21 protein-coding genes and 1 pseudogene are annotated in these 21,517 nt (G+C 69.8%); 9 read left to right on the top strand and 13 right to left on the bottom strand.

Annotated features, from left to right (window positions below; all coding sequences use genetic code 11):
* Positions 1 to 126: 126 nt before the first annotated feature.
* On the top strand, positions 127 to 459 hold the full coding sequence (gene fliE / locus BN940_RS11315) for a flagellar hook-basal body complex protein FliE (RefSeq protein WP_148304951.1): 333 nt from the start codon (positions 127 to 129) through the stop codon (positions 457 to 459).
* Positions 460 to 486: 27 nt separating this feature from the next.
* Here the strand turns inward: fliE and BN940_RS11310 are convergent, their stop codons facing one another.
* The 6 genes from BN940_RS11310 to BN940_RS11285 all read right to left on the bottom strand — a co-directional run bounded on the left by BN940_RS11310 (position 487) and on the right by BN940_RS11285 (position 4,899).
* Complete coding sequence (locus tag BN940_RS11310; protein WP_052355808.1) at positions 487 to 849, bottom strand: EscU/YscU/HrcU family type III secretion system export apparatus switch protein; 363 nt, start codon at positions 847 to 849, stop codon at positions 487 to 489.
* The gene (gene fliK, locus BN940_RS20115) at positions 830 to 2,215 is read right to left on the bottom strand and encodes a flagellar hook-length control protein FliK (protein ID WP_052355807.1); all 1,386 of its coding nucleotides are present in this window, start codon (positions 2,213 to 2,215) and stop codon (positions 830 to 832) included. The genes BN940_RS11310 and fliK overlap by 20 nt, the downstream gene beginning before the upstream one ends.
* Before the next feature lie 34 nt (positions 2,216 to 2,249).
* A complete protein-coding gene (locus BN940_RS11300) occupies positions 2,250 to 2,585 on the bottom strand; it encodes a flagellar protein FliT (RefSeq protein WP_052355806.1) in 336 nt (111 codons plus the stop codon).
* Between the two features lie 14 nt (positions 2,586 to 2,599).
* A complete protein-coding gene (gene fliS, locus BN940_RS11295) occupies positions 2,600 to 3,031 on the bottom strand; it encodes a flagellar export chaperone FliS (RefSeq protein ID WP_043683094.1) in 432 nt (143 codons plus the stop codon).
* A gap of 21 nt (positions 3,032 to 3,052) precedes the next feature.
* The gene (gene fliD, locus BN940_RS11290) at positions 3,053 to 4,426 is read right to left on the bottom strand and encodes a flagellar filament capping protein FliD (RefSeq protein ID WP_043683091.1); all 1,374 of its coding nucleotides are present in this window, start codon (positions 4,424 to 4,426) and stop codon (positions 3,053 to 3,055) included.
* A gap of 86 nt (positions 4,427 to 4,512) precedes the next feature.
* The gene (locus BN940_RS11285) at positions 4,513 to 4,899 is read right to left on the bottom strand and encodes a flagellar protein FlaG (protein WP_242404191.1); all 387 of its coding nucleotides are present in this window, start codon (positions 4,897 to 4,899) and stop codon (positions 4,513 to 4,515) included.
* A 269-nt stretch (positions 4,900 to 5,168) separates the two neighbouring features.
* On the opposite strand from BN940_RS11285, the gene BN940_RS11280 reads away from it, so the two are divergent.
* The 7 genes from BN940_RS11280 (at position 5,169) to trmD (ending at position 11,420) form a co-directional block, all read left to right on the top strand.
* A complete protein-coding gene (locus BN940_RS11280; RefSeq protein ID WP_043683086.1) occupies positions 5,169 to 5,921 on the top strand; it encodes an RNA polymerase sigma factor FliA in 753 nt (250 codons plus the stop codon).
* A gap of 107 nt (positions 5,922 to 6,028) precedes the next feature.
* Positions 6,029 to 6,439 carry a hemerythrin domain-containing protein gene (locus BN940_RS11275; RefSeq protein ID WP_043683084.1) on the top strand — a complete coding sequence of 137 codons (411 nt, stop codon included), beginning with the start codon at positions 6,029 to 6,031 and terminating at the stop codon, positions 6,437 to 6,439.
* 171 nt (positions 6,440 to 6,610) lie between these two features.
* Positions 6,611 to 9,235 (top strand): alanine--tRNA ligase, encoded by a 2,625-nt coding sequence (gene alaS / locus BN940_RS11270; RefSeq protein WP_043683082.1) that lies wholly within the window; start codon positions 6,611 to 6,613, stop codon positions 9,233 to 9,235.
* Positions 9,236 to 9,251: 16 nt separating this feature from the next.
* A complete protein-coding gene (locus BN940_RS11265; protein ID WP_043683079.1) occupies positions 9,252 to 9,497 on the top strand; it encodes a sulfurtransferase TusA family protein in 246 nt (81 codons plus the stop codon).
* 109 nt (positions 9,498 to 9,606) lie between these two features.
* Positions 9,607 to 9,867, top strand: a complete 261-nt coding sequence (gene rpsP, locus BN940_RS11260; RefSeq protein WP_043683076.1) for a 30S ribosomal protein S16 — start codon at positions 9,607 to 9,609, stop codon at positions 9,865 to 9,867.
* Between the two features lie 21 nt (positions 9,868 to 9,888).
* The gene (rimM, locus tag BN940_RS11255) at positions 9,889 to 10,512 is read left to right on the top strand and encodes a ribosome maturation factor RimM (RefSeq protein WP_043683073.1); all 624 of its coding nucleotides are present in this window, start codon (positions 9,889 to 9,891) and stop codon (positions 10,510 to 10,512) included.
* A 92-nt stretch (positions 10,513 to 10,604) separates the two neighbouring features.
* On the top strand, positions 10,605 to 11,420 hold the full coding sequence (trmD, locus tag BN940_RS11250; RefSeq protein WP_052355805.1) for a tRNA (guanosine(37)-N1)-methyltransferase TrmD: 816 nt from the start codon (positions 10,605 to 10,607) through the stop codon (positions 11,418 to 11,420).
* Here trmD and BN940_RS11245 read toward each other — a convergent pair.
* From BN940_RS11245 to BN940_RS20110, 3 genes are all read right to left on the bottom strand, one after another.
* On the bottom strand, positions 11,417 to 12,454 hold the full coding sequence (locus BN940_RS11245; RefSeq protein WP_052355804.1) for a PIG-L family deacetylase: 1,038 nt from the start codon (positions 12,452 to 12,454) through the stop codon (positions 11,417 to 11,419). The genes trmD and BN940_RS11245 overlap by 4 nt on opposite strands.
* On the bottom strand, positions 12,451 to 13,872 hold the full coding sequence (locus BN940_RS11240; protein WP_084330654.1) for a methyl-accepting chemotaxis protein: 1,422 nt from the start codon (positions 13,870 to 13,872) through the stop codon (positions 12,451 to 12,453). Before BN940_RS11240 ends, BN940_RS11245 begins: the two co-directional genes overlap by 4 nt.
* A 206-nt stretch (positions 13,873 to 14,078) precedes the next feature.
* Positions 14,079 to 16,124: a methyl-accepting chemotaxis protein gene (locus tag BN940_RS20110; protein WP_052355803.1), complete on the bottom strand. Its 2,046-nt coding sequence runs from the start codon at positions 16,122 to 16,124 to the stop codon at positions 14,079 to 14,081.
* A 200-nt stretch (positions 16,125 to 16,324) separates the two neighbouring features.
* Between BN940_RS20110 and BN940_RS19840 the strand changes: the two are divergent.
* Positions 16,325 to 17,233: pseudogene (locus tag BN940_RS19840) on the top strand (HD-GYP domain-containing protein); the annotation flags it as partial.
* A 509-nt stretch (positions 17,234 to 17,742) separates the two neighbouring features.
* Here BN940_RS19840 and BN940_RS11225 read toward each other — a convergent pair.
* From BN940_RS11225 to BN940_RS11210, 4 genes are all read right to left on the bottom strand, one after another.
* Complete coding sequence (locus BN940_RS11225; RefSeq protein ID WP_198408268.1) at positions 17,743 to 18,981, bottom strand: MFS transporter; 1,239 nt, start codon at positions 18,979 to 18,981, stop codon at positions 17,743 to 17,745.
* Positions 18,982 to 19,084: 103 nt separating this feature from the next.
* Positions 19,085 to 19,537 (bottom strand): MarR family winged helix-turn-helix transcriptional regulator, encoded by a 453-nt coding sequence (locus tag BN940_RS11220; protein WP_043683071.1) that lies wholly within the window; start codon positions 19,535 to 19,537, stop codon positions 19,085 to 19,087.
* Positions 19,538 to 19,729: 192 nt separating this feature from the next.
* Positions 19,730 to 20,497: an SDR family NAD(P)-dependent oxidoreductase gene (locus tag BN940_RS11215; RefSeq protein ID WP_052355802.1), complete on the bottom strand. Its 768-nt coding sequence runs from the start codon at positions 20,495 to 20,497 to the stop codon at positions 19,730 to 19,732.
* Positions 20,498 to 20,575: 78 nt separating this feature from the next.
* The gene (locus BN940_RS11210; protein WP_043683068.1) at positions 20,576 to 21,514 is read right to left on the bottom strand and encodes an alpha/beta hydrolase family protein; all 939 of its coding nucleotides are present in this window, start codon (positions 21,512 to 21,514) and stop codon (positions 20,576 to 20,578) included.
* Positions 21,515 to 21,517 lie beyond the last annotated feature (3 nt).

Here is a 21,517-nt window from a genome sequence, read left to right as displayed (position 1 = left end):
CGGAAGTATCCGTCCTTATCCCCGCTATTGCGGGGCTTGCCGCCGCGGGGCAGGCCGTATAGTACATCGTCGGCCCGACGTGTGATCGATGGCCGGCGTTTCCGTCTTCTTCCCGTTCCGTCCGCCATGATCACTTCCCAGGCTCTTGCCAGCGTCGAAAACCTGCTTGCCCAGATGCGCGCCGTGGCGCGCGAATCCCAGGGCCTGTCGGCGCAGCCGGCCGCCTCCACCGAGGGCGGCGGCTTCGCCGCCGAGCTGGCCCGCTCCCTGGACCGCGTGTCCCAGGCGCAGAATGCCGCCAATACCCAGGCGAAGGCCTTCGAACTGGGCGATCCGGACATTTCCCTGAGCAACGTGATGATCGACCTGCAAAAGGCCGGCCTGGCGTTCCAGGCGACGGTGCAGGTCCGCAACCGCCTGGTGGACGCCTACAAGGAAATCGCCAACATGGCCGTCTGACGACGGTTCAGACCGTCTGACGGCGGCTCAGAATGCGGGCGGCGGCCTGGACGCCGCTGCCGGCGCAGCCGCCGCAGGCTGCGGCGCTTCGTCGCCCGGGGCGCGCCGCACGACGCCGCCATCGGTGTCCAGCGCATACAGCCACGCCAGCAGTTCCGCGATGGCGACGTAGAGCTGGGGGGGAATGTGCGCGTCCAGGTCCACCTGCATCAGCAGGCCGACCAGTTCGGGCGATTCATGCACGTACAAGCCGTGTTCGCGCGCGGTGCGCACGATGGTGTCCGCCAGCGTGCCATAGCCTTTGGCCACGACCCGGGGTGCGGCATCCGCCGGATCGTAGGTGACGGCGACGGCGCTGGGCCGGTGGGGGTCAGGATGCGGCGATTTCATTTTCCCGGGGGGCCAGCATGGAGGTGTCGGGGTCGCCGTCGCGGGCCTGGACGGACAGCTGGCTGGCCTGCAGGCCGTGGGCCAGCAGCCGGGCGCGCAGCGGCTCGATGGCCTGCCCCAGCCGCTCGGCGGACTGGGGCGCCGTCAGCCGCATGACGAGCTGGTCGCCGGACAGGCTGAGGCGCGCCTCGACGTCTCCCAGGCTCGGCAAGTGCAGATTCAGGCGGGTGGACCAGTGGTCGCCCTCGAAATCCCGCTCGCCGTCTTCGTCCTGCGGGCGGCGGCGGACCTCCCATTGCATGCCGGCGCCCGGCCAGGCCTCGCCCTGCCAGACGAAGGCCTGGTTGGCGAGGACTTCGAGCTGCTGGCGCACCAGCAGCTGGGCCTGCGGATCGATGCCCGGCACGGGTGCGGTGTGGGTCTGGCCGGCGGCCGTGTGGGCCTGGGCGGCTTCCGGGCCGGCGCCGCCCGTCGCCGCGGCCGGCGCCCCGGGCGTGGGCGCCGCCTGCTGGGCATTCTGGGGCTGGGCGTTCTGGAGCAGGGCGTTCGGGGCGTGGTTCGGAGCGCTCCGGGCCGTGGGGAGGTTCTGGGCGGCGGCGGCGTTCTGGGCCGTGGGGGCGGCGTCCCGGGGGGCGCCGCCCGCAGGCGTGGGATGGGGCGGGATGCGGCCTTGCGGCTCCTGGCGCAGATCCTGCGGCGTGGTCTTGCCCGCGGCCAGCTGCGTCAGATGGGATTCGTAGAACAGGCCGCTCGTCTGCACCGATTGCGACAGCGCCTGGGCGAAGCGGGCGGCCAGGGCGCCGGGCTGTCCCAGCGAGGTGGCCAGCTGGGCCCAGGTCTGGGTGACTCCGCCCGCCTGTGCGGACGAGCCGCCGGCCGTCGGTGCGCCCGTGCCCGTGCCCGTGCCGCCGGGCAGTCCGGAGGCGGCGGCGCCGGCGCCCGGGCGGCCGCCGGCATTGGGCAGCAGCGGCGATTGCCCGCGCACGGCCTGGCCGTCGTGGGGGAAGTGGTTCAGCAGCGCGAGAATGATGCGGGCGGCGTAGCCCAGGGTGGTCGGCGCGGACTGGGTGGTGCCATGGAAGGTCGTCCCGCGGCCCAGCAGGTTGTCCAGCCGCATGTCCCGCACGGCCTTGCCGACGGCGGCCTGCTGGCGGCCCTGCTGGTTGGCCTGGTCGACAGCTTCGCGGGGGTGGCGCTGGGCCGGATTCTGCAGCGCGCTGGGGTTTTCGGGGTTGGCCGGCTGCGGCACGGCCTGGGGGCCCGCGCCGGAGGCGAGGTTGGCCTGCTGGCCCAGCGTGGTGCCCAGTACGGCGTCCAGGCGCTGGATCAGCAGTGTGCCGAGGTTGGAGGGGGCCCCGATGCTCATGGCTGCGTGATTCCTGGGCGGGCGTGGCCGGCCCTCAGTGCGGGCGCACCGTGCTGTAGTAGGCCTGCAGGACCGTGCGCTGGCGTTTGAACGTGCCCAGCAGGTGGCTCAGGCGTTCGAGTTCCGGGGCGATCAGCTGGCGGATCCGGGCGTCGTCTTCCAGGATGCGGGTGAGCAGTTCGCGCCGGGCGTTTTTCTGGTCGTCGTCCAGCGGGTCCAGTGTCTTCAGCCGCTCGACCGCGTCCTGGTAGCGGGCGCCGAGGGCCACCAGATCGTCCCATTCCTGAGTCTGGGCCTTGATCAGCATCTGGCCGGACAGGTCGGCGATTTCCTGGTAGCGCTCGAGGATGGATGCGTGCGGCGTGCTCAATGGCGGGATTCCGGTCAGTGGCTGGGGGGCGGATCGCTGAATTGAGGGTCGACGGCCGTGTGCCAGGCGCCGGCCAGGTCGATCAGCATTTTTTCGGCCGTATCGAGCTTGGCCTCGTCGCTGCGCAGATTGGCCTGCATCAGGTCGCGGATGATGAGCTCATAGGAGGCGATCAGCAGGCGGGCGACCTCGCCGCCGCGTTCCGTGTCCACGCCCGCCTTCAGGCCCGAATCCACGATGTCGATCGCCTTGGACAGGGCCTTGCCGCGTTCCTGGATATTGCCGTTGCCCAGGTGGTGGCGGGCCTGGGAGATGGCCGTGAGGGCGCCCCGGAACAGCAGCGAGATCAGGCGCTCGGGCGAGGCGCCGAGCACTTCGGTTTCGAGCCCGATGTTGGCGTAGGAGCCGGTGGCGCGGGCGGAGCGGGAGCGGGGCGCATAGGTCATGGTGGATCAGCTCTTAGTGGATCAACTCTTGCTGCTGCTCAGTGCGCTGAGCTGCTGCGACAGGTAGCTGCTGAGCGTGTTCATCTGGCTGACCATGGTGTCCAGCTGGGTGAACTGGGCGCGGTAGGTCTCCATGCGCTGATCGATGCGGTCGGAGGTCGCGTCGTATTGTTTCTTGATGTCTTCGATGGTCTTGCTCAGGCCGGTGGTGGTGGTGCTGAAGATCCCGTCGGTCTTGGTGAAGGCGGTGGCGGCGGCGTCCACCCGGCTGCCGATGCCGGTGCCGCTGGTGAACAGGGACTTCACGCCGTCGAGGTTGTCGGACAGCGCCTGGGTGAGCTTGGTGTCGTCGATGCTCAGCTGGCCGGTCGTGGGGTTGGTCGTGATGCCGATTTTCGACAGGCTCGTGCCGTTGGTGGCATCGAACGCCCCCGAAATCGCGTCGCGCATGCGGGTCTGCACCGTGCGGGCGAGCGAGTCGCCGGTCAGGGCGGACGAGGTCTGGGCGTCGGTGTCGTAGGCCGTCAGCGTCTTGATCGTGCTCAACAGGCTGTTGTAGGACGAGACGAAGTCCTGCACGGCCTTCTTGGCGGCGCTGTCGTCGCGGGTCAGGGCGAGGTTGGCGGCGCTGGTCGTGGTCTGGTTCAGCGTGAGCTTGACGCCGTCGATCACGTTTTCGATGGTGTTGCTCTGGCTGGTGACGGCGATGCCGTTGATGGAGAGCTCGGCGTTGGTGGCGTCCTGGACCGTGACGCCCGCCGTGGAGCCGCCGCCCGAGTAGCCGAGGAAGGCGTCCAGGTCGGCGTTGTCATCGACCGTGATGTTGGTGACGGCGTTCTGGGTGCCCGTCTCGCGGCTGGTGAGCAGCAGGCGGTACTGGCTGCCCGGCGTGCCGTCGTTGACGACGGTGGCGTTGACCCCGATGTCCTTGTCGGCGTTGATGGCGGCCACCAGGTCGTTCAGGGACGTGCCCTTGCCGCTCAGGTCGAGGGACTTTTCCGTGCCGTCGATCGTGATCTTCAGGGTGCCGCCGGTGCCGATGTCGGCGGTGCGGTCGGCCCGGCCGGCGTAGACCAGGGTCTGGTTCGAGGCGAGCTTGTCGACCTGGATGGAATACTGGCCCGGGATGGCCGTGCTGTCGGCCGATGCGGAGATCGCATCCGAGCCGGATTTCGCGGCGACCGCGCCGAAGGCGCTTTCCTTGCCGACGGCCTGGGCCGCCTTCTGGAACGTATCGACGGCGGATTTCAGCTTGCTGTAGGCGGAGAGTTTGGCTTCCGCCGCCGTCTGCCGGCTCTTGATCGTGTTCAGGACCTGGCTTTCGTTGGTCTTCAGCTTGTCGAGCAGGTCGGTGAGCGGCAGGCCGGACAGGCCGAGGGAAGAGACTGATGCCATGATGTGGTTCTCCGTTCAGCCATTATGCCCCGGTTCGGCGGCGGCAAAGGCGATGTGTGGGGCGGGATTTCGTTTCTGTTCGGGGATCAGGCCTGGGTATCCACGCCGGCGCCCTGGAGCTGGACGATCATTTTCGCGACGCGCAGCACGGCTTCGGACGGGATGGTGCGCAGGACTTCGCCGGTGCTGCTGTCGATGATCGAGACGACCAGGCGCTGGGCGTCTTCGTCCATTTCGAAGCGCATGCCCGTGGACCAGGCCTTGAGGCTGTCGTTGACGGATTCGAGCGCCTTTTCCAGGGAGGATTTGGGCTGCTCGATCGGCTGTTTCAGGCCGAGCTCGCGCGCATCGGCCTGCTTGTTGAAGCGGCCGGACCGGGCATCGTCGACGGGCGTGACCTGCACGGCCGGCTCGGGCTGAGCGGGCAGCCGTTCGGAAACGGGAGCCGCCAGACCCAGGCTCGAGGATGCCAACTGGTTTCCAATAGGGTGAATCATGCGTGCTCCTGTCCGGATGAGCGTGTCCTGTTATGGGAGGCGCCCGGGTCTCATCCCCCCCGGATCGGGCGGATCCTGGATTTTCACTCTGACATAACGGCGATGTCCGGAAAAACTTTAGGGTTGGAATCCCGGAGGATCGATCGCGTCCGGAGGGGATTCCCCGCGCGGAGGGTTCCGGGGAGAACATCCGCAGCGTTCATAGGGCATACTTGCATTTTATGACGTGTTTCACGGATTGTGCGATGCCTCTTTCCGAGGACCAGCTGATCGCCCGCCATGCGCCGCTCGTGCGCCGGCAGGCGCTGGCGCTGATCGGCAAGCTGCCGGCCAGCGTCGAACTCGACGACCTGATGCAGGCCGGCATGATGGGGCTGCTGGACGCGGTGCGGCGCTACCAGCAGCAGGCCGACGCCCAATTCGAGACCTATGCGGTCACGCGCATCCGCGGCGCCATGCTGGACGAACTGCGCGCCCAGGACTGGCTGCCGCGCAGCGTGCGCGCCAAGGCGCGCAGCATCGAGGACGCCATCCAGACGCTGCGCCACCGCCTGCTGCGCCCGGCCACCGAATCCGAGATCGCCGCTGAAATGGGGCTGGATCTGGCCGCCTACCAGGCCCTGCTCGAAGAGGCGCGCGGCGTCCAGGTGCTGATGTACGAAGACCTCGCCCTGCACCGGGAAGACCACGACGGCGAGGGCATGCTCGACGCGGTGGCGGCCGGGCGGGGCGGCAATCCCCTGGACTGGCTGATGCGCGAAGGCCTGCGCTCGGTGCTGATCGAGGCGATCCGCAACCTGCCGGAACGCGAGCAGCTGCTGCTGTCGCTGCAGTTCGAGCAGGACCTGAACCAGAAGGAAATCGCCGCGGTCCTGGAAATCACCGAGGGCCGCGTGTCCCAGCTGCGCTCCCAGGCCGTGGCGCGCATCCGGGCCTGGCTGTCCAGCCATTCCTGGGAACCGGACGCCGATACCGACGACTACGAACACCTGCTGTAGGCGGGCCGCAGGGACCCTCCGCCGCCTTGCGTCCGCAATAAGATTCATTTAATATATATCTTATACGGCACAGGCTGCCGGAAACACAATGGCGAGGGAACCTCATCATGAACATCGATCGTTTCAAGCACCAGCACGTCGAAATCCTCAGCGGCATCAGCATGCTGCGCCGGCTGTCCCACCAGGGGATCGCCGATCACGCCGTGGACATCGCCCACGAACTGAGGGCGCTGTCCCAGGTCGTCACCCAGCACCTGGCCATCGAGGACCGCATCCTGTACCCCTCACTGGAGCAAAGCGGCAACGACCGCATGGCGCGCATGAGCGTGACCTACCAGAGCGACATGAAAGGCATCGCCAGCGCCTTCATCAATTTCGCGCGCCGCTGGGGCAACGCCACGCTGCTGAGCCGCAGCCCGGAAGAATTCCGCGCCGAGGCCAATACGGTGCTGAAGAACGTGCATGACCGGATGCTGCGCGAAAACCGCGAGTTCTATCCGGCCATCGAGGCGCTGTAGATGAGTCCGGACACGGAATGGTCCCCGCGGACTGTTCCGTGCCTGGCGAACCGGAGCGCCTCGCAAGGCGCGAGGCATGGAGATGTCTGGCAGTCCGCTGCGGGCTGTTGCGCCGTTCGTGGCATCAAAACGCATATAATGGCCGGCTAGTTTCCCCCAGCGGCCAAACGAATGAAAACCTCCGAGATCCGTCAGAAATTCCTGTCCTTTTTCGAGTCCAAGGGACACCAGATCGTGCCGTCCTCGCCGCTGGTGCCGGGCAACGACCCCACGCTGCTGTTCACCAACGCCGGCATGGTCCAGTTCAAGGACGTCTTCACCGGCAAGGACACCCGCCCCTATCATCGGGCGACCACGGCGCAGCGCTGCGTGCGCGCCGGGGGCAAGCACAACGACCTGGAAAACGTCGGCTACACCGCGCGGCACCACACGTTTTTCGAGATGCTGGGCAATTTCAGCTTCGGGGACTATTTCAAGCGCGACGCCATCGCCTACGCCTGGACCCTGCTGACTGAAGTCTATGGCCTGCCCAAGGAAAAGCTGTGGGTCACCGTCTACCAGGAAGACGACGAGGCCTACGACATCTGGGCGCAGGAGATCGGGGTGCCGCGCGAGCGCATCATCCGCATCGGCGACAACAAGGGCGCGCGCTATGCCTCGGACAACTTCTGGCAGATGGCCGACACCGGTCCCTGCGGCCCCTGTTCCGAAATCTTCTATGACCACGGCCCGGAGATCTGGGGCGGCCCCCCGGGCTCGCCCGAGGAAGACGGCGACCGCTACATCGAGATCTGGAACCTGGTGTTCATGCAGTTCGAGCGCGACGCCCAGGGCACGATGCATCCGCTGCCCAAGCCCTGCGTGGACACCGGCATGGGGCTGGAGCGCATTTCCGCCGTGCTGCAGCACGTCCATTCCAATTACGAGATCGACCTGTTCCAGAGCCTGATCCGCGCCGCCGCGCGCGAGACCGGCTGCACGGACCTGGCCGACAATTCCCTCAAGGTCATCGCCGACCACATCCGCGCCTGCGGCTTCCTGGTGGTCGACGGCGTGATTCCCGGCAACGAGGGCCGCGGCTACGTGCTGCGCCGCATCATCCGGCGCGCGCTGCGCCACGGCCACAAGCTGGGCCAGAAGGGCCTGTTCTTCCATCGCCTGGTGGCCGACCTGGTCGGACAGATGGGCGAGGCCTATCCCGAACTGGCCGCGCAGCAGGCGCGGGTCGAGCAGGTGCTGCGCCAGGAAGAAGAACGCTTCGGCGAAACCCTGGAAAACGGCATGCGCATCCTGGAATCCGCCCTGGCGGCCCTGCCGGCCGGCCAGGCGCTGGACGGCCAGACGCTGTTCACGCTCTATGACACCTACGGCTTTCCGCTGGACCTGACGGCCGACATCTGCCGCGAGCGTTCCATCCCCGTGGACCTGGACGGCTTCGAGCAGGCCATGGCGCACCAGCGCGAGCAGGCGCGCGCCGCCGGCAAGTTCAAGGCGGCGGCCGACCTCAGCTACGACGGCGTGGCCACGCGCTTCGACGGCTACGACCACCTGGAAGGCGAGGCCGCCGTCACAGCGCTGTACGTGGACGGCGTCTCGGTGCCTTCCATCGCCCAGGGCCAGCAGGCCGTGGTGGTGCTGGACGCGACGCCGTTCTATGCCGAATCCGGCGGCCAGGTGGGCGACACCGGCCTGCTGGCCGGCGCGTCGGCGCGCTTCCAGGTGGCCGACACCCAGAAGATCCAGGCCGACGTCTTCGGCCATCACGGCACGCTGGAGCAGGGCGCGCTGGCGGTGGGCGACACGGTGCGGGCGCAGGTCGATGCGCGGCGCCGCGCCGACACCATGCGCAACCACTCGGCCACCCACCTGATGCACAAGGCCCTGCGCCAGGTGCTGGGGGATCACGTGCAGCAGCGCGGCTCGCTGGTCGATCCCGACAAGACCCGCTTCGACTTCGCGCACGATGCGCCCATGACGGCCGAGCAGATCGCGCGGGTCGAGGCCATCGTCAACGATGAAATCCTCGCCAACCAGGCCGTGCGCACCCAGCATCTCAGCTACGACGAGGCCGTGGCCGGCGGCGCCATGGCGCTCTTCGGCGAAAAATACGGCGACGTGGTGCGGGTGCTGGACATCGGCTTCTCGCGCGAACTGTGCGGCGGCACCCACGTGGCGCGCACGGGCGACATCGGCCTGTTCAAGATCGTGTCCGAGGGCGGCGTGGCCGCCGGCATCCGCCGCGTCGAGGCCATCACCGGGCACGGCGCCCTGGCCTGGGTGCGGCGCACCTGCGAGACGCTGGACCAGGCGGCCGGGCTGCTCAAGGCCCAGCCCGCCGGCGTGCCCGAGCGCATCCAGGCGCTGCAGCAGCAGACGCGCCAGATCGAGCGCGAACTGGAACGCCTGCAGGACAAGCTGGCCGCCGCGGCGGGTTCCGATCTGGCCGGCCAGGCCGTGGAGGTCGCCGGCGTGAAGTTGCTGGCCACGCGGCTCAACGGCGTCGATCCCAAGTCGCTGCGCGGCATGGTGGACCAGCTCAAGTCGAAGCTGTCCGGCGCGGTGATCCTGCTGGCCGCCGTGGCGGACGACAAGATCAGCCTGGTGGCCGGTGTCAGCCCCGAACTGACCGCGCGGGTCAAGGCCGGCGACCTGGTGGGGGCCGTGGCCGCCCGGGTGGGCGGCAAGGGCGGCGGCCGTCCGGACATGGCCATGGGCGGCGGCTCCGACGTGGCCGCGCTCGACGGCGCCCTGGCGGGCGTGCCGGCCTGGCTGACCGAGCGGCTGGGCGCCGCATGAGCGCCAGGGAGGCCGCATGACCGCGGAATCGCCGCACGCGGACGAGGAAGTCGACGCGCGGGGGCTGAACTGCCCCCTGCCGATCCTGCGCACCAAGAAGGCCCTGGCGCGGCTGGAAAGCGGCCAGGTGCTGGCCGTGCTGACCACCGACCCGCACGCGGGCCGGGATTTCCAGGCGTTCTGCCAGCAGACGGGCAATGCGCTGCTGGCGCAGCGGATGCGCGAGGACGCCGTCCAGGTGCATTACGTGCAGCGCCGCTGATGTGTTGTTTTTCCCGGCATTCGCAGGCCGTTCGCCCGCATCCATTGCGGACACGGCCTGTGTGATGCTAAAATTTTGCGTTTTTCACAGCATTTTCAAAGGATTATCAATGGTTGTGATTCGTCTGGCCCGCGGCGGCTCGAAGAAGCGTCCCTTCTACAATGTCGTTGCTGCCGATTCGCGTAATCGCCGCGATGGCCGTTTCATCGAACGCGTGGGTTTCTACAACCCGCTCGCCGGTGAAGGTCAGGAAAACCTGCGCCTGGCCCTGGATCGCGTCCAGCACTGGGTGGACCAGGGCGCCCAGCTGTCCGACACGGCGGCCCGCCTGGTGAAGGAATACTCCGCCAAGGTCGCTTCCGCCGCCTGATCGCGGCCCGTCGTGCCGGCGATGGCCGATCCCGCCTTCCTGGATGACGCACCGCCGGACGATCTGGTCGAGGTCGGCCGGGTGGCCGCCGCCCACGGCGTGCGCGGCTGGCTGAAGATCCAGCCCTATTCGCCCCAGGCGGACGCCCTGCTGGGCGCCCCGGTCTGGTGGCTCAAGGCGCCCGATCCTGTCGCGGGATCGGGTGCCTTGCCGCGTCCGCGCGGCCTGCGCATCCGCGCCTGCCGCCGCCAGGCGGGGCAATTCCTGGCGGCCCAGGCCGACGGGATCGCCGACCGCGACACGGCCGAGTCGCTGCGGGGGTACACCGTCTGGGTGCCCCGGGCGGCATTTCCCTCGGCCGGCGACGACGAATACTATTGGATCGATCTGATCGGCTGCGATTTCCACGGCATGGGGGACGACGGGCCGCGCCTGCTGGGGCGCGTCGATCAGGTTCTGGACAACGGCGCCCATGCCGTGCTGCAGGTGGCCCTGGGCGCGCCGGATGCCGAAGGCGTCTTCCAGCCGTTCAGCGATGCGCGGGGCCGGCCGCGCCACGTTCTGGTTCCTTTCGTGGCGGCGCACGTGCAGCACGTCGATCTGCAGGCGCGCCGCATCGACAGCGACTGGCCGGCCGATTTCTGACATCCGGATATCCGGATGTCCGGGCATCGGGATGCCTCCGCCCGGGCCGCGCCCCGCCTTCCTTTTCCCGTTCTCCTCCCCCGGATCGTGCGATGCGATTTGACCTGATCACGCTGTTTCCCGAGATGTTCGCCGCCGTGCGCGACCACGGGGTCAGCGGCCGCGCGCACGCCCGGGGCCTCTGGTCCCTGGAGACCTGGAATCCGCGCGACTTCACGACCGACGTGCACCGCACGGTGGACGACCGCCCCTACGGCGGCGGCCCGGGCATGGTGATGCTGGCCGAGCCCCTGGCGCTGGCCGTCGAGGCCGCCCGCGCGGCCCGCCTGCGGGCGGGCGCCGATGCCGCGGACGCGCCGGCCCCCGTCGTGCTGCTGTCGCCGGCCGGCCGCACGCACGACCAGGCGCGCGCGCGGCGCGCGGCGCAGGGCACCGGCGCCATCCTGATCTGCGGCCGCTACGAAGGCGTCGACCAGCGCTTCATCGACCGCTGCGTGGACGAGGAAGTGTCGCTGGGGGATTTCGTGCTGTCGGGCGGCGAGCTGGGCGCCATGGTCCTGATGGACAGCGTGGTGCGCCTGCTGCCCGGCGTGCTGCACGATGCCGAGTCCGCCGCGCAGGACTCCTTCAATCCCGCCCTGAGCGGCCTGCTGGACAGCCCGCACTACACGCGCCCCGAAGTCTGGCGCGGCGAGGCCGTGCCCGAGGCCCTGCTGTCCGGCCACCATGCCCGCATCGCCGTCTGGCGGCGGGACCGGTCCCTGGCGCTGACGGCGGCACGCCGGCCCGAACTGATCGAGCGCGCGCGCGCGGCGGGCGGGCTGGACGCGCGCGACGAGCGCGCGCTGGAACAGCGGGCGGCCGCGTCCGCGGCGGTCCCGTCCGCGAAGCCGGCCGGCGCGGACTAGGGCCGCGGCCGCGCCGCCTGGACCGCGCGCGCCTGCAGCGGCTGGGCGGCATTCCGGGCGTAGTATTGCCGCCCGACCCAGGCGGCTTCGGGGCCCAGGGGCCGGGAGCAGTCGGTTCCGGGCGGGCAGGTGCGCGGATCGTCCTTGGCATAGCGCAGGTAGATCCGCGTCTTGCGGTTCGTCTGCGCGGCGTCCAGGTTGGCCTGGAGCTCCTGGCTGGGATAGTTCAGGTAGGCCGTGCGGGAATACGCGCCGGGGGCGAGCGCCGTGGCGGCCTCGACCAGCCGGGCGCCGGCGATGTGGTCGGGATGGTCGTGCCCGGCGCAGCGCCAGCACAGCGACCGGTAGGGAATGGTGATCGAGGGGTCCATCAGGCGGACGGCCTGCGGGCGTTCCTGGCGGATCAGGTCGGCCAGCAGGCGGACCAGTTCGCCGCGCGTGTAGGTGTCCGGGTAGGGGGCGTAGGACCGCACGCGGGCGTGGGGCACGGATTCCAGCCGGCTCAGGGGCGTCAGGCTGCCCCAGCCCTCGCCCAGCCAGGGGTCGGGCAGGCGCAGCATGATGAGCTGGACGCGGGGATTGGCGCGCAGGGTGTGGCGCACCAGGGTGTGCTGGCCGACCACCAGGCCGTCGGTGCTCCAGGCGTCCGCCACGCCGGCCATGTCGGCGTAGGCGGCCATGATGCCGCGCTCGCGCGCCAGGGTGTATCCCAGGCCCTCGCCCCGGTCGCCGGCCGTCAGGTAGACGGTGTGCACGCAGCGGCCCTGGCGGATCGCATCGTCCTGGTCGGGGTTCATGAACAGCAGGTCGTCGTCGGGATGGGCGACGAAGCTGAGCACCTTGCCGGCCGCGCAGCCCGCGGGCGGGGGAACGGGTGCGGCGGCGGGCGTGGCGGGGGGTGGGGCGGTCCGCGCGGCGGCTTCGGGCATGGCCGGCGGCGGCGCCGGCAGGGCGGCCCGCGCGGCCGGCGCCGCGAGCAGCGCCAGGCACGGCAGGATCAGCGCGCACAGGCGCAGGAGCGGGCGCGGGATCATGAGATCAGCCCGACCGCCTGGTTCAGGCGCCGGGCGCCCTGGTCCAGGTGTCCCACCAGGGCGCCGGCGTCCTGCGCCTGGTGCAGGGTGTCCCGGGCGATGTCCTGGATCTTGCCGATGGCCCGCTCCAGGTCTTGGATCTGTCCGGACTGGCTGGCGTTGGCCTGGCGCAGGTGCTCCAGCATGCCGTGCAGCGAGCCGATGCCGTCGGCCAGCCGCGTCATGATGCGGCCGCTGTGTTCGATGAGGTCGGTGCCTTCGGCGACCTGGCGCACGGATTCGTCGATCAGGTTGCGGATCTGGCGCGAGGCGTCGGCGCTGCGCTGCGCCAGGGTGCGGACCTCGCCGGCCACCACGGCGAAGCCCCGGCCGTGCTCGCCGGCACGGGCGGCCTCGACCGAGGCGTTGAGCGCGAGGATGTTGGTCTGGAAGGCGATGCCGTCGATCAGGGTGGTGATTTCCGTGATCCGCTGGGACAGCGCGCGCATCTCGCGCATGCTTTCGACCGAGCGCGTCATGGTCTGGCTGCCTTCGCCGGCCAGCGCGACGGTCTGATCGACGTCCTGCTGCGCCGCCTGGGCGCGTTGCTGGTCGTCGGCCAGGGAAGCGCCGATGGCCTGGATCGATGCGGCCGCCTGGCCGATGGCGGCCGCCTGGTCGTGGGCGCCGGCGCTGACGGCTTCGTTGGATGCCGTGATCCGTTCCAGGGACTGGTCGATGGCCAGCGCGTTCTCGCGCACCCGGGCGACCGCGCCGGCGATGGCCTGCAGCACCTGGTGCAGGGCGACGCCCATCGGGCTGGCCGGGGCCGGGCCGTCCAGGCCGAGGCGGATGTGGCCGCCCTCGGTGACCCGGGCGACCATGCTGGTCAGCTCGTGCGTCTGGCGCGCGTCGCGCCGCATCCAGCGGGCGATGTAGCACAGGGCGGCGGTTTCGATGACCACGTAGGTGGCGTGCGCGATGACCCGGCCCAGGCCGGGTTCGACGAAGCAGTAGGTGGGAAAGCCGGCTTCCTGGAGGAAGTTGAAGCTGAGGTGGTGGACGGCGATCACGGCGGCGCCCAGCAGGATCACGCGCATGTCGCGGTAGCACAGCAGCACGGCCAGCAGCACGAAGATGCCGAAGTGCAGTTCGATGGTGCCCAGGGACTGGTGGATGTGCAGCGCGCAGAACAGCATGAAGGCGGTCGCCACCGCCAGGCGCGTGACCAGCTGGCCGGGCTGCCAGAAGATCAGGGCGGTGGGGATCAGGGCCAGCGGCAGGCCGATCCACAGCGCCAGGTGCCAGGTATCGTGCCAGGGGGCCAGGCCCAGGGCCGTGGCGAACAGGATCCACAGCAAGGGCAGCATGATGCGGTCGGCCTGACGGCCGTACGAGGACGAACGGGCGCGCGGGAAGTCGGTTTCGGATGAAGTCATTGGAATGGGGACGCGGCCGGGCGGCGCAGCGAAAGGAACCGGAAGGCGGATGGGGCCGCCGGGGGCGTCCGGAGGCGGACAGGGAATTTTACGGCAATACCCGACTGAAAGTTAAGGTTTGAAGCAGATTGAAAGCGAACGCCGCCGCCCGGGTGTCGCGCGTCGGACACAGGGGCGGCGGCGCCGCGGGGGGAGACGGGGCCGGATCAGGATCTGGCGGGCAGCAGCCGGGGCGCCTGGGCGCGGCGCGACTGGACGTGCGCGCCGCCCGGCTGTCCCGTCGGGTCGGCGTGGTCCGCCGTGTCGAGGCGGAAGAACGCCACCAGTTCGACCAGGGTGTCGGCCTGCTCCTGCAGGCTGGCCGCGGCGGCGGCGGATTCTTCCACCAGGCTGGCGTTCTGGCGCGTGACGTCGTCCATCTGCGTGACGGCGGCATTGATCTCCTCGATGCCGGTGGTCTGCTCGCGGCTGGCCGCGCTGATCTCGCTCATGATGTCGGTGACGCGGTGGATGCCGTCGACGATCTGCTGCATCGTGGCCCCGGCGCGCGCGGCCTGCTCGTTGCCCCTGGCGGTGGATTCCACCGAGGTCTCGATGAGGGTCTTGATTTCCTTGGCGGCGCCGGCCGAGCGCTGGGCGAGCGCGCGTACTTCGGCGGCCACCACGGCGAAGCCGCGGCCCTGTTCGCCGGCGCGCGCGGCCTCGACCGCGGCGTTGAGCGCCAGGATGTTGGTCTGGAAGGCGATGGAGTCGATCACGCCGATGATGTCGGCCACCTGCTGCCCGCGGGCGTTGATCTCGCCCATGGTGGAGACCAGCTCGGCGACGATGGCGCCGCCCTCGGTGGCCGTGCGGCCCGCCGAGACGGCCAGGGTGTTGGCCTGCTGGGCGTTGTCGGCGTTCTGGCGCACGGTGGCGGTGATTTCCTCCATCGTGGCGGCGGTCTCGGCCAGGGAACTGGCCTGCTGCTCGGTGCGCGAGGCCAGATCCAGGTTGCCCGCGGTGATCTGGCTCGACGCCGAGGCGATGGAGGTCGATCCGCCGCGCACCTTGCTGACGATCTCGGCCAGGCGGTCGCGCATGTCCCGCATGGCGAACAGCAGGCTGGTGCGGTCCTGGGCCTTCAGTTCGATGGGGACGGCCAGGTCGCCGGTGGCGATGCGGTTGAGGATGGCCGTGGCATAGGCCGGCTCGCCGCCCAGCTGGCGCAGCAGCGCGCGGGTGATGAGGAAGTTGGCCAGCGCCGCCAGCAGGCTGAGCAGCACGATGCCGCCGCCGAGCAGCATGCGGGTGCGGGACAGGCTTGCGGCGCGCTCGTCGAGCACCGATTCCAGCTGCGCCAGGGCGACCTGGTTGAGCTGGTACTGGCTGTCGATGGCCTGCGTGTAGCGGGCGAAGAAATCGGCGGCCGGGTAGCGGGGGGCTTGCGCCTGGATGATTTCCTTCTGTGCCAGTTCGATGGCCTGGCGGGCTTCACGCAGCGCCGCCTTGCCGGGCTCGCCCAGGCTGGCGGCGAGCTCGGGGTATTGCCGGACGGCGCTTTCCAGCGCGTCGTTCAGGCTGATGTAGTGCTCCTCGGCGCGGTTGATCAGCACCATGATCCGCAGCCGCTCGGCCTCGGACGCCTCGTGGCGCGTCAGCAGGCCGGCGCCCATGGCGCGGGTCTGGCCGAACAGCTCGGTCAGCATGGGCACCTGGTTCAGCGCCGTGTCCACCAGGTAATAGCCCTGGGCCTGCGGGTCGAAGCTCAGGCCGTAGTGCTGCAGCAGCAGGGACTTGACCCGCAGCAGGCGGCCGATCAGCTCGACGTGGCCCTGGAAGCTGTCGGCGGGCGCGAGGCTCTTGCGCGCGACCTGGCCTTCGAGCGAATTCCAGCCCTGGAGGACTTCCTGCCAGGCGCTCAGGAGCCCCGGCGCCTGGACGTCCCGGCGCAGCGCGGCGTCCAGCGCCTCGAAGGCGCGGTCGGCGTCGCCCTGCAGGGTGGCGCGCCGGGCTTCGGCGGAAGCGTCGCCATTGAGCGTGATCATCGACAGGCCGCGGTGCTGCTGCGTGAGCTGCAGGGCCTTCATCAGCAGGCGCATGGGCTCCAGGCCGCTCGATTCCAGCCGGGTGGCCTGGATCGTCTTGCCGGACTCGTTCACGTACAGGATGAAGGGCATGGCGACCAGCACCACGCCGAAGAGCGCCAGCACGGCGAATTTCTGCCAGAGGCGCAGGCGGTTCAGGACGGTGTCGAGAGCGCTTTGTTTCATGGGGGCGTTCCGGTCGGTGGGGCGCCCCGGGGCGGAGCGCAGGCAATGTTTCAATTGGTTAGATAATTTTAAAGTTGGGCCTGCAAGAAAAGCGTCGTCCATGAGGGAATGACCCGGAAGAGTGAAGGGCCTTTAATCTGGATCAAGTCTTTTGACCGGAGCAGGGCCGATCCTGAGTCTTTGGCACCACAAATCGGCGGATGTGCCGATGGACTTTACCTGTTACATGCAGAAGAATGTCGATGACCGGTACCGATTGCGCAGCGATCGCCCGGGATTTGCGGGTGCGAGACATGCCAATCAAGCGTGTTTCCCTGTCCGAGCTACGGCTCGGAATGTATATCCACCGGCTGAAGGGAGACTGGTTTCGCCATCCTTTCTGGCGCGGCAGCTTCCTGCTGAGCCGGCAGCAGGATCTGGAAGCCATCCAGGCCGCGGGCATCCAGAGCGTCTGGATCGATACGGACAAGGGCCGCAGCCCGCCCGATCCGGCCGTGGCGCAGGCCAATGCCCGCCGCGACGCGCAGGCGCGGCAGGGCGACGGGTTCGCTCCGGTGGAGCCCTCCCCGACGGCGGTGTCCCTGGAAGAAGAGATCGACCAGGCCCGCCGCCTGTGCCTGGCCGCGCAGGATCAGGTCATGGGGATGTTCGAGGAAGCCCGGATGGGCCGCGCCATCGACCCGGAGGCCACCCTGCCGCTGGTGCGCCAGATCGCCGATTCGGTCGGCCGCCATCCGCAGGCCCTGTTCAGCGTGGCGCGGCTCAAGACGCGCGACAACTACACCTATCTGCATTCGGTGGCGGTCTGCGCGCTGATGCTGGCGCTGTCCCGCCAGCTGCGGCTGGACGGCATCCTGACCCGCCACGCGGGCCTGGGCGGGCTGATGCACGACGTGGGCAAGGCGGCCATTCCGCTGAGCATCCTGAACAAGCCCGGCCAGCTGACGGACGACGAGTTCGACATCATGAAGACCCATGCGTTCCTCGGCGCGGCGATGCTGCGCGAGGGCGGGGCGGACGAGGCGATCCAGTCCATCGCGCTGCATCACCACGAAAAATTCGACGGGACGGGCTATCCCGACCGGCTCGCCGGCAAGGACATCCCGCTGCTGGCCCGCATGGGCGCCGTGTGCGACGTCTACGACGCCGTGACCTCCGAGCGGCGCCTACAAGGAGCCCTGGAATCCCGCCGAGACCATGCGCCGCATGGCGAGCTGGACGGGGCATTTCGATCGTCCCGTCTTCGAGGCCTTCGTCAAGACGGTGGGCATCTATCCGATCGGCTCGCTGGTGCAGCTGAAATCCCGGCGCCTGGCGGTCGTGGTGGGGTCGGACACCCCTTCGCTGCTGCGGCCGAAGGTCAAGGTCTTTTTCTGCCTGCAGACCCGCAGGCTGTGCGCCGAGGAATTCCTCGACCTGAGCCTGCCGGAATGCGAGGACCGCATCCTGCAGGCGGAGGATCCGGCCGCCTGGAATCTCACCGGGCTGGAGGCGTACTGGATGCCGGCCGAGTCCCTCTCGTAGCGGCCGGCGGCGCGGCGCGCGGGCGCATTCCGGGCCCGCGGGTGCGGGGCCGGCAGGCGCAGGAGACGGCGGCGCGCGCCTATGCCGCCCGCGCCTATGCCGCCCGCGCCATGGACGTGTCGCGCGTTTCCGCCGCGCCGTCCTGGGCGGGGGCCGCGGAGGCCGCGGGGATCGTGTGCGATTCGTCGATGTGGCCCAGGTGCCGCCGGCTCGCGGCCAGCACCAGGACGCCCAGCATCACGGCGGCGGTGCCGACCCAGTACGGCACGTGGTCGCCGAAGGTTTCGCCCAGGTAGCCCGCCAGCCAGGGGGCGACCGCGCCGCCGCTGAAACGCACGAAGCTGTAGGCCGCCGAGGCCACGCCCCGTTCGACCGGGGCGGCCTTCATCACGGTTTCGGTCACCAGCGTATTGTTGATCCCCAGGAACAGGCCGGCCACGACCACGCCGGCCACCAGGACCGGCTTGTGATCGGTCCAGATCGCCATCATGGCCAGCACCAGAGCGAAGCCCGTGAGCGCGATGAGGATCGAGCGGATCGTGCCGAAGCCGCCCTGCAGCCGGGGTGCCAGAAACACCGAGGCGAAGGCCAGCATCGCGCCCCAGCCGAAGAAGACCAGCCCGACCTGCTGGGCGCTCATGTCCAGCGGAAACGGGGTATAGGCGAGCAGGGTGAAGAAGCCGAAGTTGTAGAACAGCGCGGTCAGGGCCACGCCCAGCAGGCCCGGGTGCCTGAGCGCGCGGAACGGATCGCGCAGCGAACTGGGCCTGGGACGGGCGGCCGCGTTCGGCAGCAGCAGGAGGGTGACCAGGAAGGCGAGCGCCATCAGCACGGAAACCCCGAAGAACGGCCCGCGCCACGAGATCGAGCCCAGCACCCCGCCGATCAGCGGGCCGGCGGCGATGCCGACGCCCAGCGCCGCTTCGTAGAAGATGATGGCGTCGCGCACCGAGCCCGACGAGGCGCTGACGATGGCGGCCAGCGCGGTGGCGACGAACAGGGCGTTGCCCAGGCCCCAGAGGGCGCGGTAGCCGACGATGGCGCGGATCGAATCGGACAGGCCGGCCAGCCCCGCGCCTGCGATGATGACCGCCAGCCCGAGCAGCAGGGTCGGTTTGACGCCCAGCCGGCTGGACACGGCGCTGGTGATCAGCATCGCCAGGCCCATGACGGCCATGTAGCTGGTGAAGAGCAGCGAGGTCTGGGATGGCGTGGCGCCCAGGGAGTCGGCGATGGGCTTGAGGATGGGATCGACCAGCCCGATGCCCATGAAGGCGATGACACAGGCGAACGCCACCGCCAGCACGGCTTTCGGTTGTCGCAGCAGGTTCATGATGAATGGGGTTCCTCGAGGTTGATGGGGGTGTCCGGCCGATGCGCGATCGGCCGGCGTGCGGCCGTCCGCGACCGGCCGGCCGCCGGGGGGAGGCGGCCGGTCAGCGGCCGGGCTCCTGGCGATAGGCGGCGTCCAGCAGCGCCGACAGCGCCCGCACCGCCTCGTGCAGGCGCGCGCGGTCGGCCGCATCCAGCTGTTCGACCAGGGATTCGACGATGCCGGCGCGGGCCCGGCGGATGTCGGCCAGCGTGCGCCGGCCCTGTTCCGTCAGGGAAATCCGCGCGGCCCGGGCGTCTTCGGGATCGGGGGCGCGGCTGACCAGCCCCTGCGCCTGCAGCCGATGCACCTGCGCGGTCATGGTGGGCTGGGTGCAGCGTTCGGCGCGCGCCAGATCGCCGATGCGGGCGGTTTCCAGCTCGTCGACGAGCGACAGGACGCGCGCCTGGGCCAGCGGCAGGGTCCAGGCCGTGTGGCGCGTCACCCAGCGGTTGAGCCGGACGATGCGGTCCAGCAGTTCGGCGCCTGCAGGGTGGTTCGGCGTTCGGTCCGGCATGCCGAGGGGTCTCCGATGAATTAATTACATAGACTATCTATGTAAATTATAGGAGAAAAACCGGGAAGACGGAAAGGGGTGCGAAGGCGGGCGGAGCCGCGTGTCGCCGGCACGCGACGGGCCGTTCGCACACGAGACCGGGGCGGGCGCGCCGCGCCCGTCCCGGGGTGCCGGGCGTCGGGCGCAGCGGGTCTAGAGCCCGCCGGCGCAGGCGAGCGTGGTGCCCGTCACGTAGGAGGCCGCGGGGGACGCCAGCCAGACGATGGCTGCCGCGATCTCGGCCGGCTCGGCCAGGCGCCCCAGGGGGATCCGGGGCGCGACGCGGGCGGGCCGGTCCGGTTCGCCGGCAGCCGCGTGGATGTCCGTCAGGGTGCTGCCCGGGGCCACGCCGCAGACCCGGATGCCTTCGGCGGCCGCTTCCCGGGCCAGGCCCAGGGTGAAGGCCTCCAGTGCGGCCTTGCTGGCGGCGTAGTGCACGTACTCGCCGGGACTGCCCGTCCGGGCCGCGACCGAGGACACGTTGACGATCACGCCGCGCGTGCCGTGGCGCCTGAAATGGGTCAGCGCCTCGCGCGCGCATTGCATGGCCCCCAGCACGTTGACCCGGAACACCCGTTCGATGGTCGCCTCGGTCGTGTCCATGAACGGTCCGATCGGTCCGGTGATGCCCGCGTTGTTGACCAGGCCGAGGAGCGGTCCGGCTTCGGCGTCGATCGCGGCGAACATCCGCCGGACGTCCTCGCTGCGGCCGACGTCGGCCTGGATGACGGCGGCCCTGCGCCCCATGGCGCGGATGGACTCCGCCACGGCGCGGGCCGCCTGTTCGTCGCGGGCGTAGTTCAGGACGATGTCGTGGCCCAGGCGCGCCGCGGCCAGCGCGGTCGCCGCGCCGATGCCGCGGCCGGCGCCGGTGATGAGCAGGGTGTTCGGCCGGCGGTCGTCCGGATGTCGATCGTTCATGGTCTGGAGCTCCTGTGGCGTGGGTGTGCCCGGGCCGGCTTTGGATGAGGCGTCCCGGTGATGCAGGGGGCAGGGCGTTCAGTATCCGGGCGGCATGATCTTCAGCCGTCCGGGGAGTCCTGCCGGCAGGGCCGCGCTGCGCAGCCATTCCAGGGCGTAGGGCCACAGGACGTCGCGGAAGCGCTCGTGGAAGAACGCGAAATGGCCGATCGCGTCCAGGCCGACGTCCCGCGGGCTGAGGCGCAGGTGGCTGCGCCGGCTGGCGCTGTAATACCGCAGCAGGCGATCCAGCGCCGCCTCGGTGCCGTAGGGATCGTCCTCGACTCCGAATGCGAGGATCGGCGCGCCGATGGTCCTGAAGTTGCGGGCCAGTTCGAGCGCCTGCGGCAGGCCGTCCGCCGTCCGGACGCCTCGGCGGACCGAGTCCTCGAAGCGCGGGGCCATGCGCGCCCAGTCCAGCGCCACGCCTTTGGGCGTGTCTTCCATCCAGCCCAGCCGCTTGGCCGGGACGTGGCCCAGCAGCGTCGCCAGCAGGGGCATCAGGACATGCCATTTCAGGAACATGGCGCGCCGTTTTTCCGCCTGGTAATCCCGCCAGTAGGCGAACTGCGCGCCCATGGTGAAGATCCGGCGCACGCGATGCGCCGATGGCGCCAGGCCGATGACGAAGCCGCCGACGGAGTGCCCGATCACATCGACCGGCTGGCCGGGGAAATTCAGGGCAGCGTAGCGCAGCACGCCTTCGAAATCGTGTTCCCCCCAGTCGATCCAGTCGGCCCCGAAGCGGCGCAGGGAGCCGCGGCGCGATTCGCCGATGCCGCGATAGTCGTAGGTCAGGACGTCCCAGCCCTGCGCATGCAGGTACTCGGCGAATCGCGCGTAGTATCGGCTGCGCACCGAGGTCGCGGGATTGATGAGGGCCACCGGAGGCGGGGAGCCCGCCGTCCGCGCGTGGCGCCATTGGCAGCCGCCCAGCGTGTAGCCGTCGGTGGCGGGGATTTCGATGGATTCCGGCATGGC

The sequence above is a fragment of the Castellaniella defragrans 65Phen genome (assembly GCF_000612685.1).
In the GTDB taxonomy this organism is placed as follows: Bacteria; Pseudomonadota; Gammaproteobacteria; order Burkholderiales; family Burkholderiaceae_B; genus Castellaniella; species Castellaniella defragrans.
Note: the sequence above shows the minus strand (reverse complement) of the source record. Positions and strands in the feature narration are given on the sequence as shown.

What these genes read in the sequence shown, in the direction of transcription:
- fliE (WP_148304951.1), top strand. Translation starts at nt 127, where the DNA reads ATGATCACTTCCCAGGCTCTTGCCAGCGTCGAAAACCTGCTTGCCCAG.
- BN940_RS11310 (WP_052355808.1), bottom strand. Translation starts at nt 849, where the DNA reads ATGAAATCGCCGCATCCTGACCCCCACCGGCCCAGCGCCGTCGCCGTC.
- fliK (WP_052355807.1), bottom strand. Translation starts at nt 2,215, where the DNA reads ATGAGCATCGGGGCCCCCTCCAACCTCGGCACACTGCTGATCCAGCGC.
- fliS (WP_043683094.1), bottom strand. Translation starts at nt 3,031, where the DNA reads ATGACCTATGCGCCCCGCTCCCGCTCCGCCCGCGCCACCGGCTCCTAC.
- fliD (WP_043683091.1), bottom strand. Translation starts at nt 4,426, where the DNA reads ATGGCATCAGTCTCTTCCCTCGGCCTGTCCGGCCTGCCGCTCACCGAC.
- BN940_RS11280 (WP_043683086.1), top strand. Translation starts at nt 5,169, where the DNA reads ATGCCTCTTTCCGAGGACCAGCTGATCGCCCGCCATGCGCCGCTCGTG.
- BN940_RS11275 (WP_043683084.1), top strand. Translation starts at nt 6,029, where the DNA reads ATGAACATCGATCGTTTCAAGCACCAGCACGTCGAAATCCTCAGCGGC.
- alaS (WP_043683082.1), top strand. Translation starts at nt 6,611, where the DNA reads ATGAAAACCTCCGAGATCCGTCAGAAATTCCTGTCCTTTTTCGAGTCC.
- BN940_RS11265 (WP_043683079.1), top strand. Translation starts at nt 9,252, where the DNA reads ATGACCGCGGAATCGCCGCACGCGGACGAGGAAGTCGACGCGCGGGGG.
- rpsP (WP_043683076.1), top strand. Translation starts at nt 9,607, where the DNA reads ATGGTTGTGATTCGTCTGGCCCGCGGCGGCTCGAAGAAGCGTCCCTTC.
- rimM (WP_043683073.1), top strand. Translation starts at nt 9,889, where the DNA reads ATGGCCGATCCCGCCTTCCTGGATGACGCACCGCCGGACGATCTGGTC.
- trmD (WP_052355805.1), top strand. Translation starts at nt 10,605, where the DNA reads ATGCGATTTGACCTGATCACGCTGTTTCCCGAGATGTTCGCCGCCGTG.
- BN940_RS11245 (WP_052355804.1), bottom strand. Translation starts at nt 12,454, where the DNA reads ATGATCCCGCGCCCGCTCCTGCGCCTGTGCGCGCTGATCCTGCCGTGC.
- BN940_RS11240 (WP_084330654.1), bottom strand. Translation starts at nt 13,872, where the DNA reads ATGACTTCATCCGAAACCGACTTCCCGCGCGCCCGTTCGTCCTCGTAC.
- BN940_RS20110 (WP_052355803.1), bottom strand. Translation starts at nt 16,124, where the DNA reads ATGAAACAAAGCGCTCTCGACACCGTCCTGAACCGCCTGCGCCTCTGG.
- BN940_RS11225 (WP_198408268.1), bottom strand. Translation starts at nt 18,981, where the DNA reads ATGAACCTGCTGCGACAACCGAAAGCCGTGCTGGCGGTGGCGTTCGCC.
- BN940_RS11220 (WP_043683071.1), bottom strand. Translation starts at nt 19,537, where the DNA reads ATGCCGGACCGAACGCCGAACCACCCTGCAGGCGCCGAACTGCTGGAC.
- BN940_RS11215 (WP_052355802.1), bottom strand. Translation starts at nt 20,497, where the DNA reads ATGAACGATCGACATCCGGACGACCGCCGGCCGAACACCCTGCTCATC.
- BN940_RS11210 (WP_043683068.1), bottom strand. Translation starts at nt 21,514, where the DNA reads ATGCCGGAATCCATCGAAATCCCCGCCACCGACGGCTACACGCTGGGC.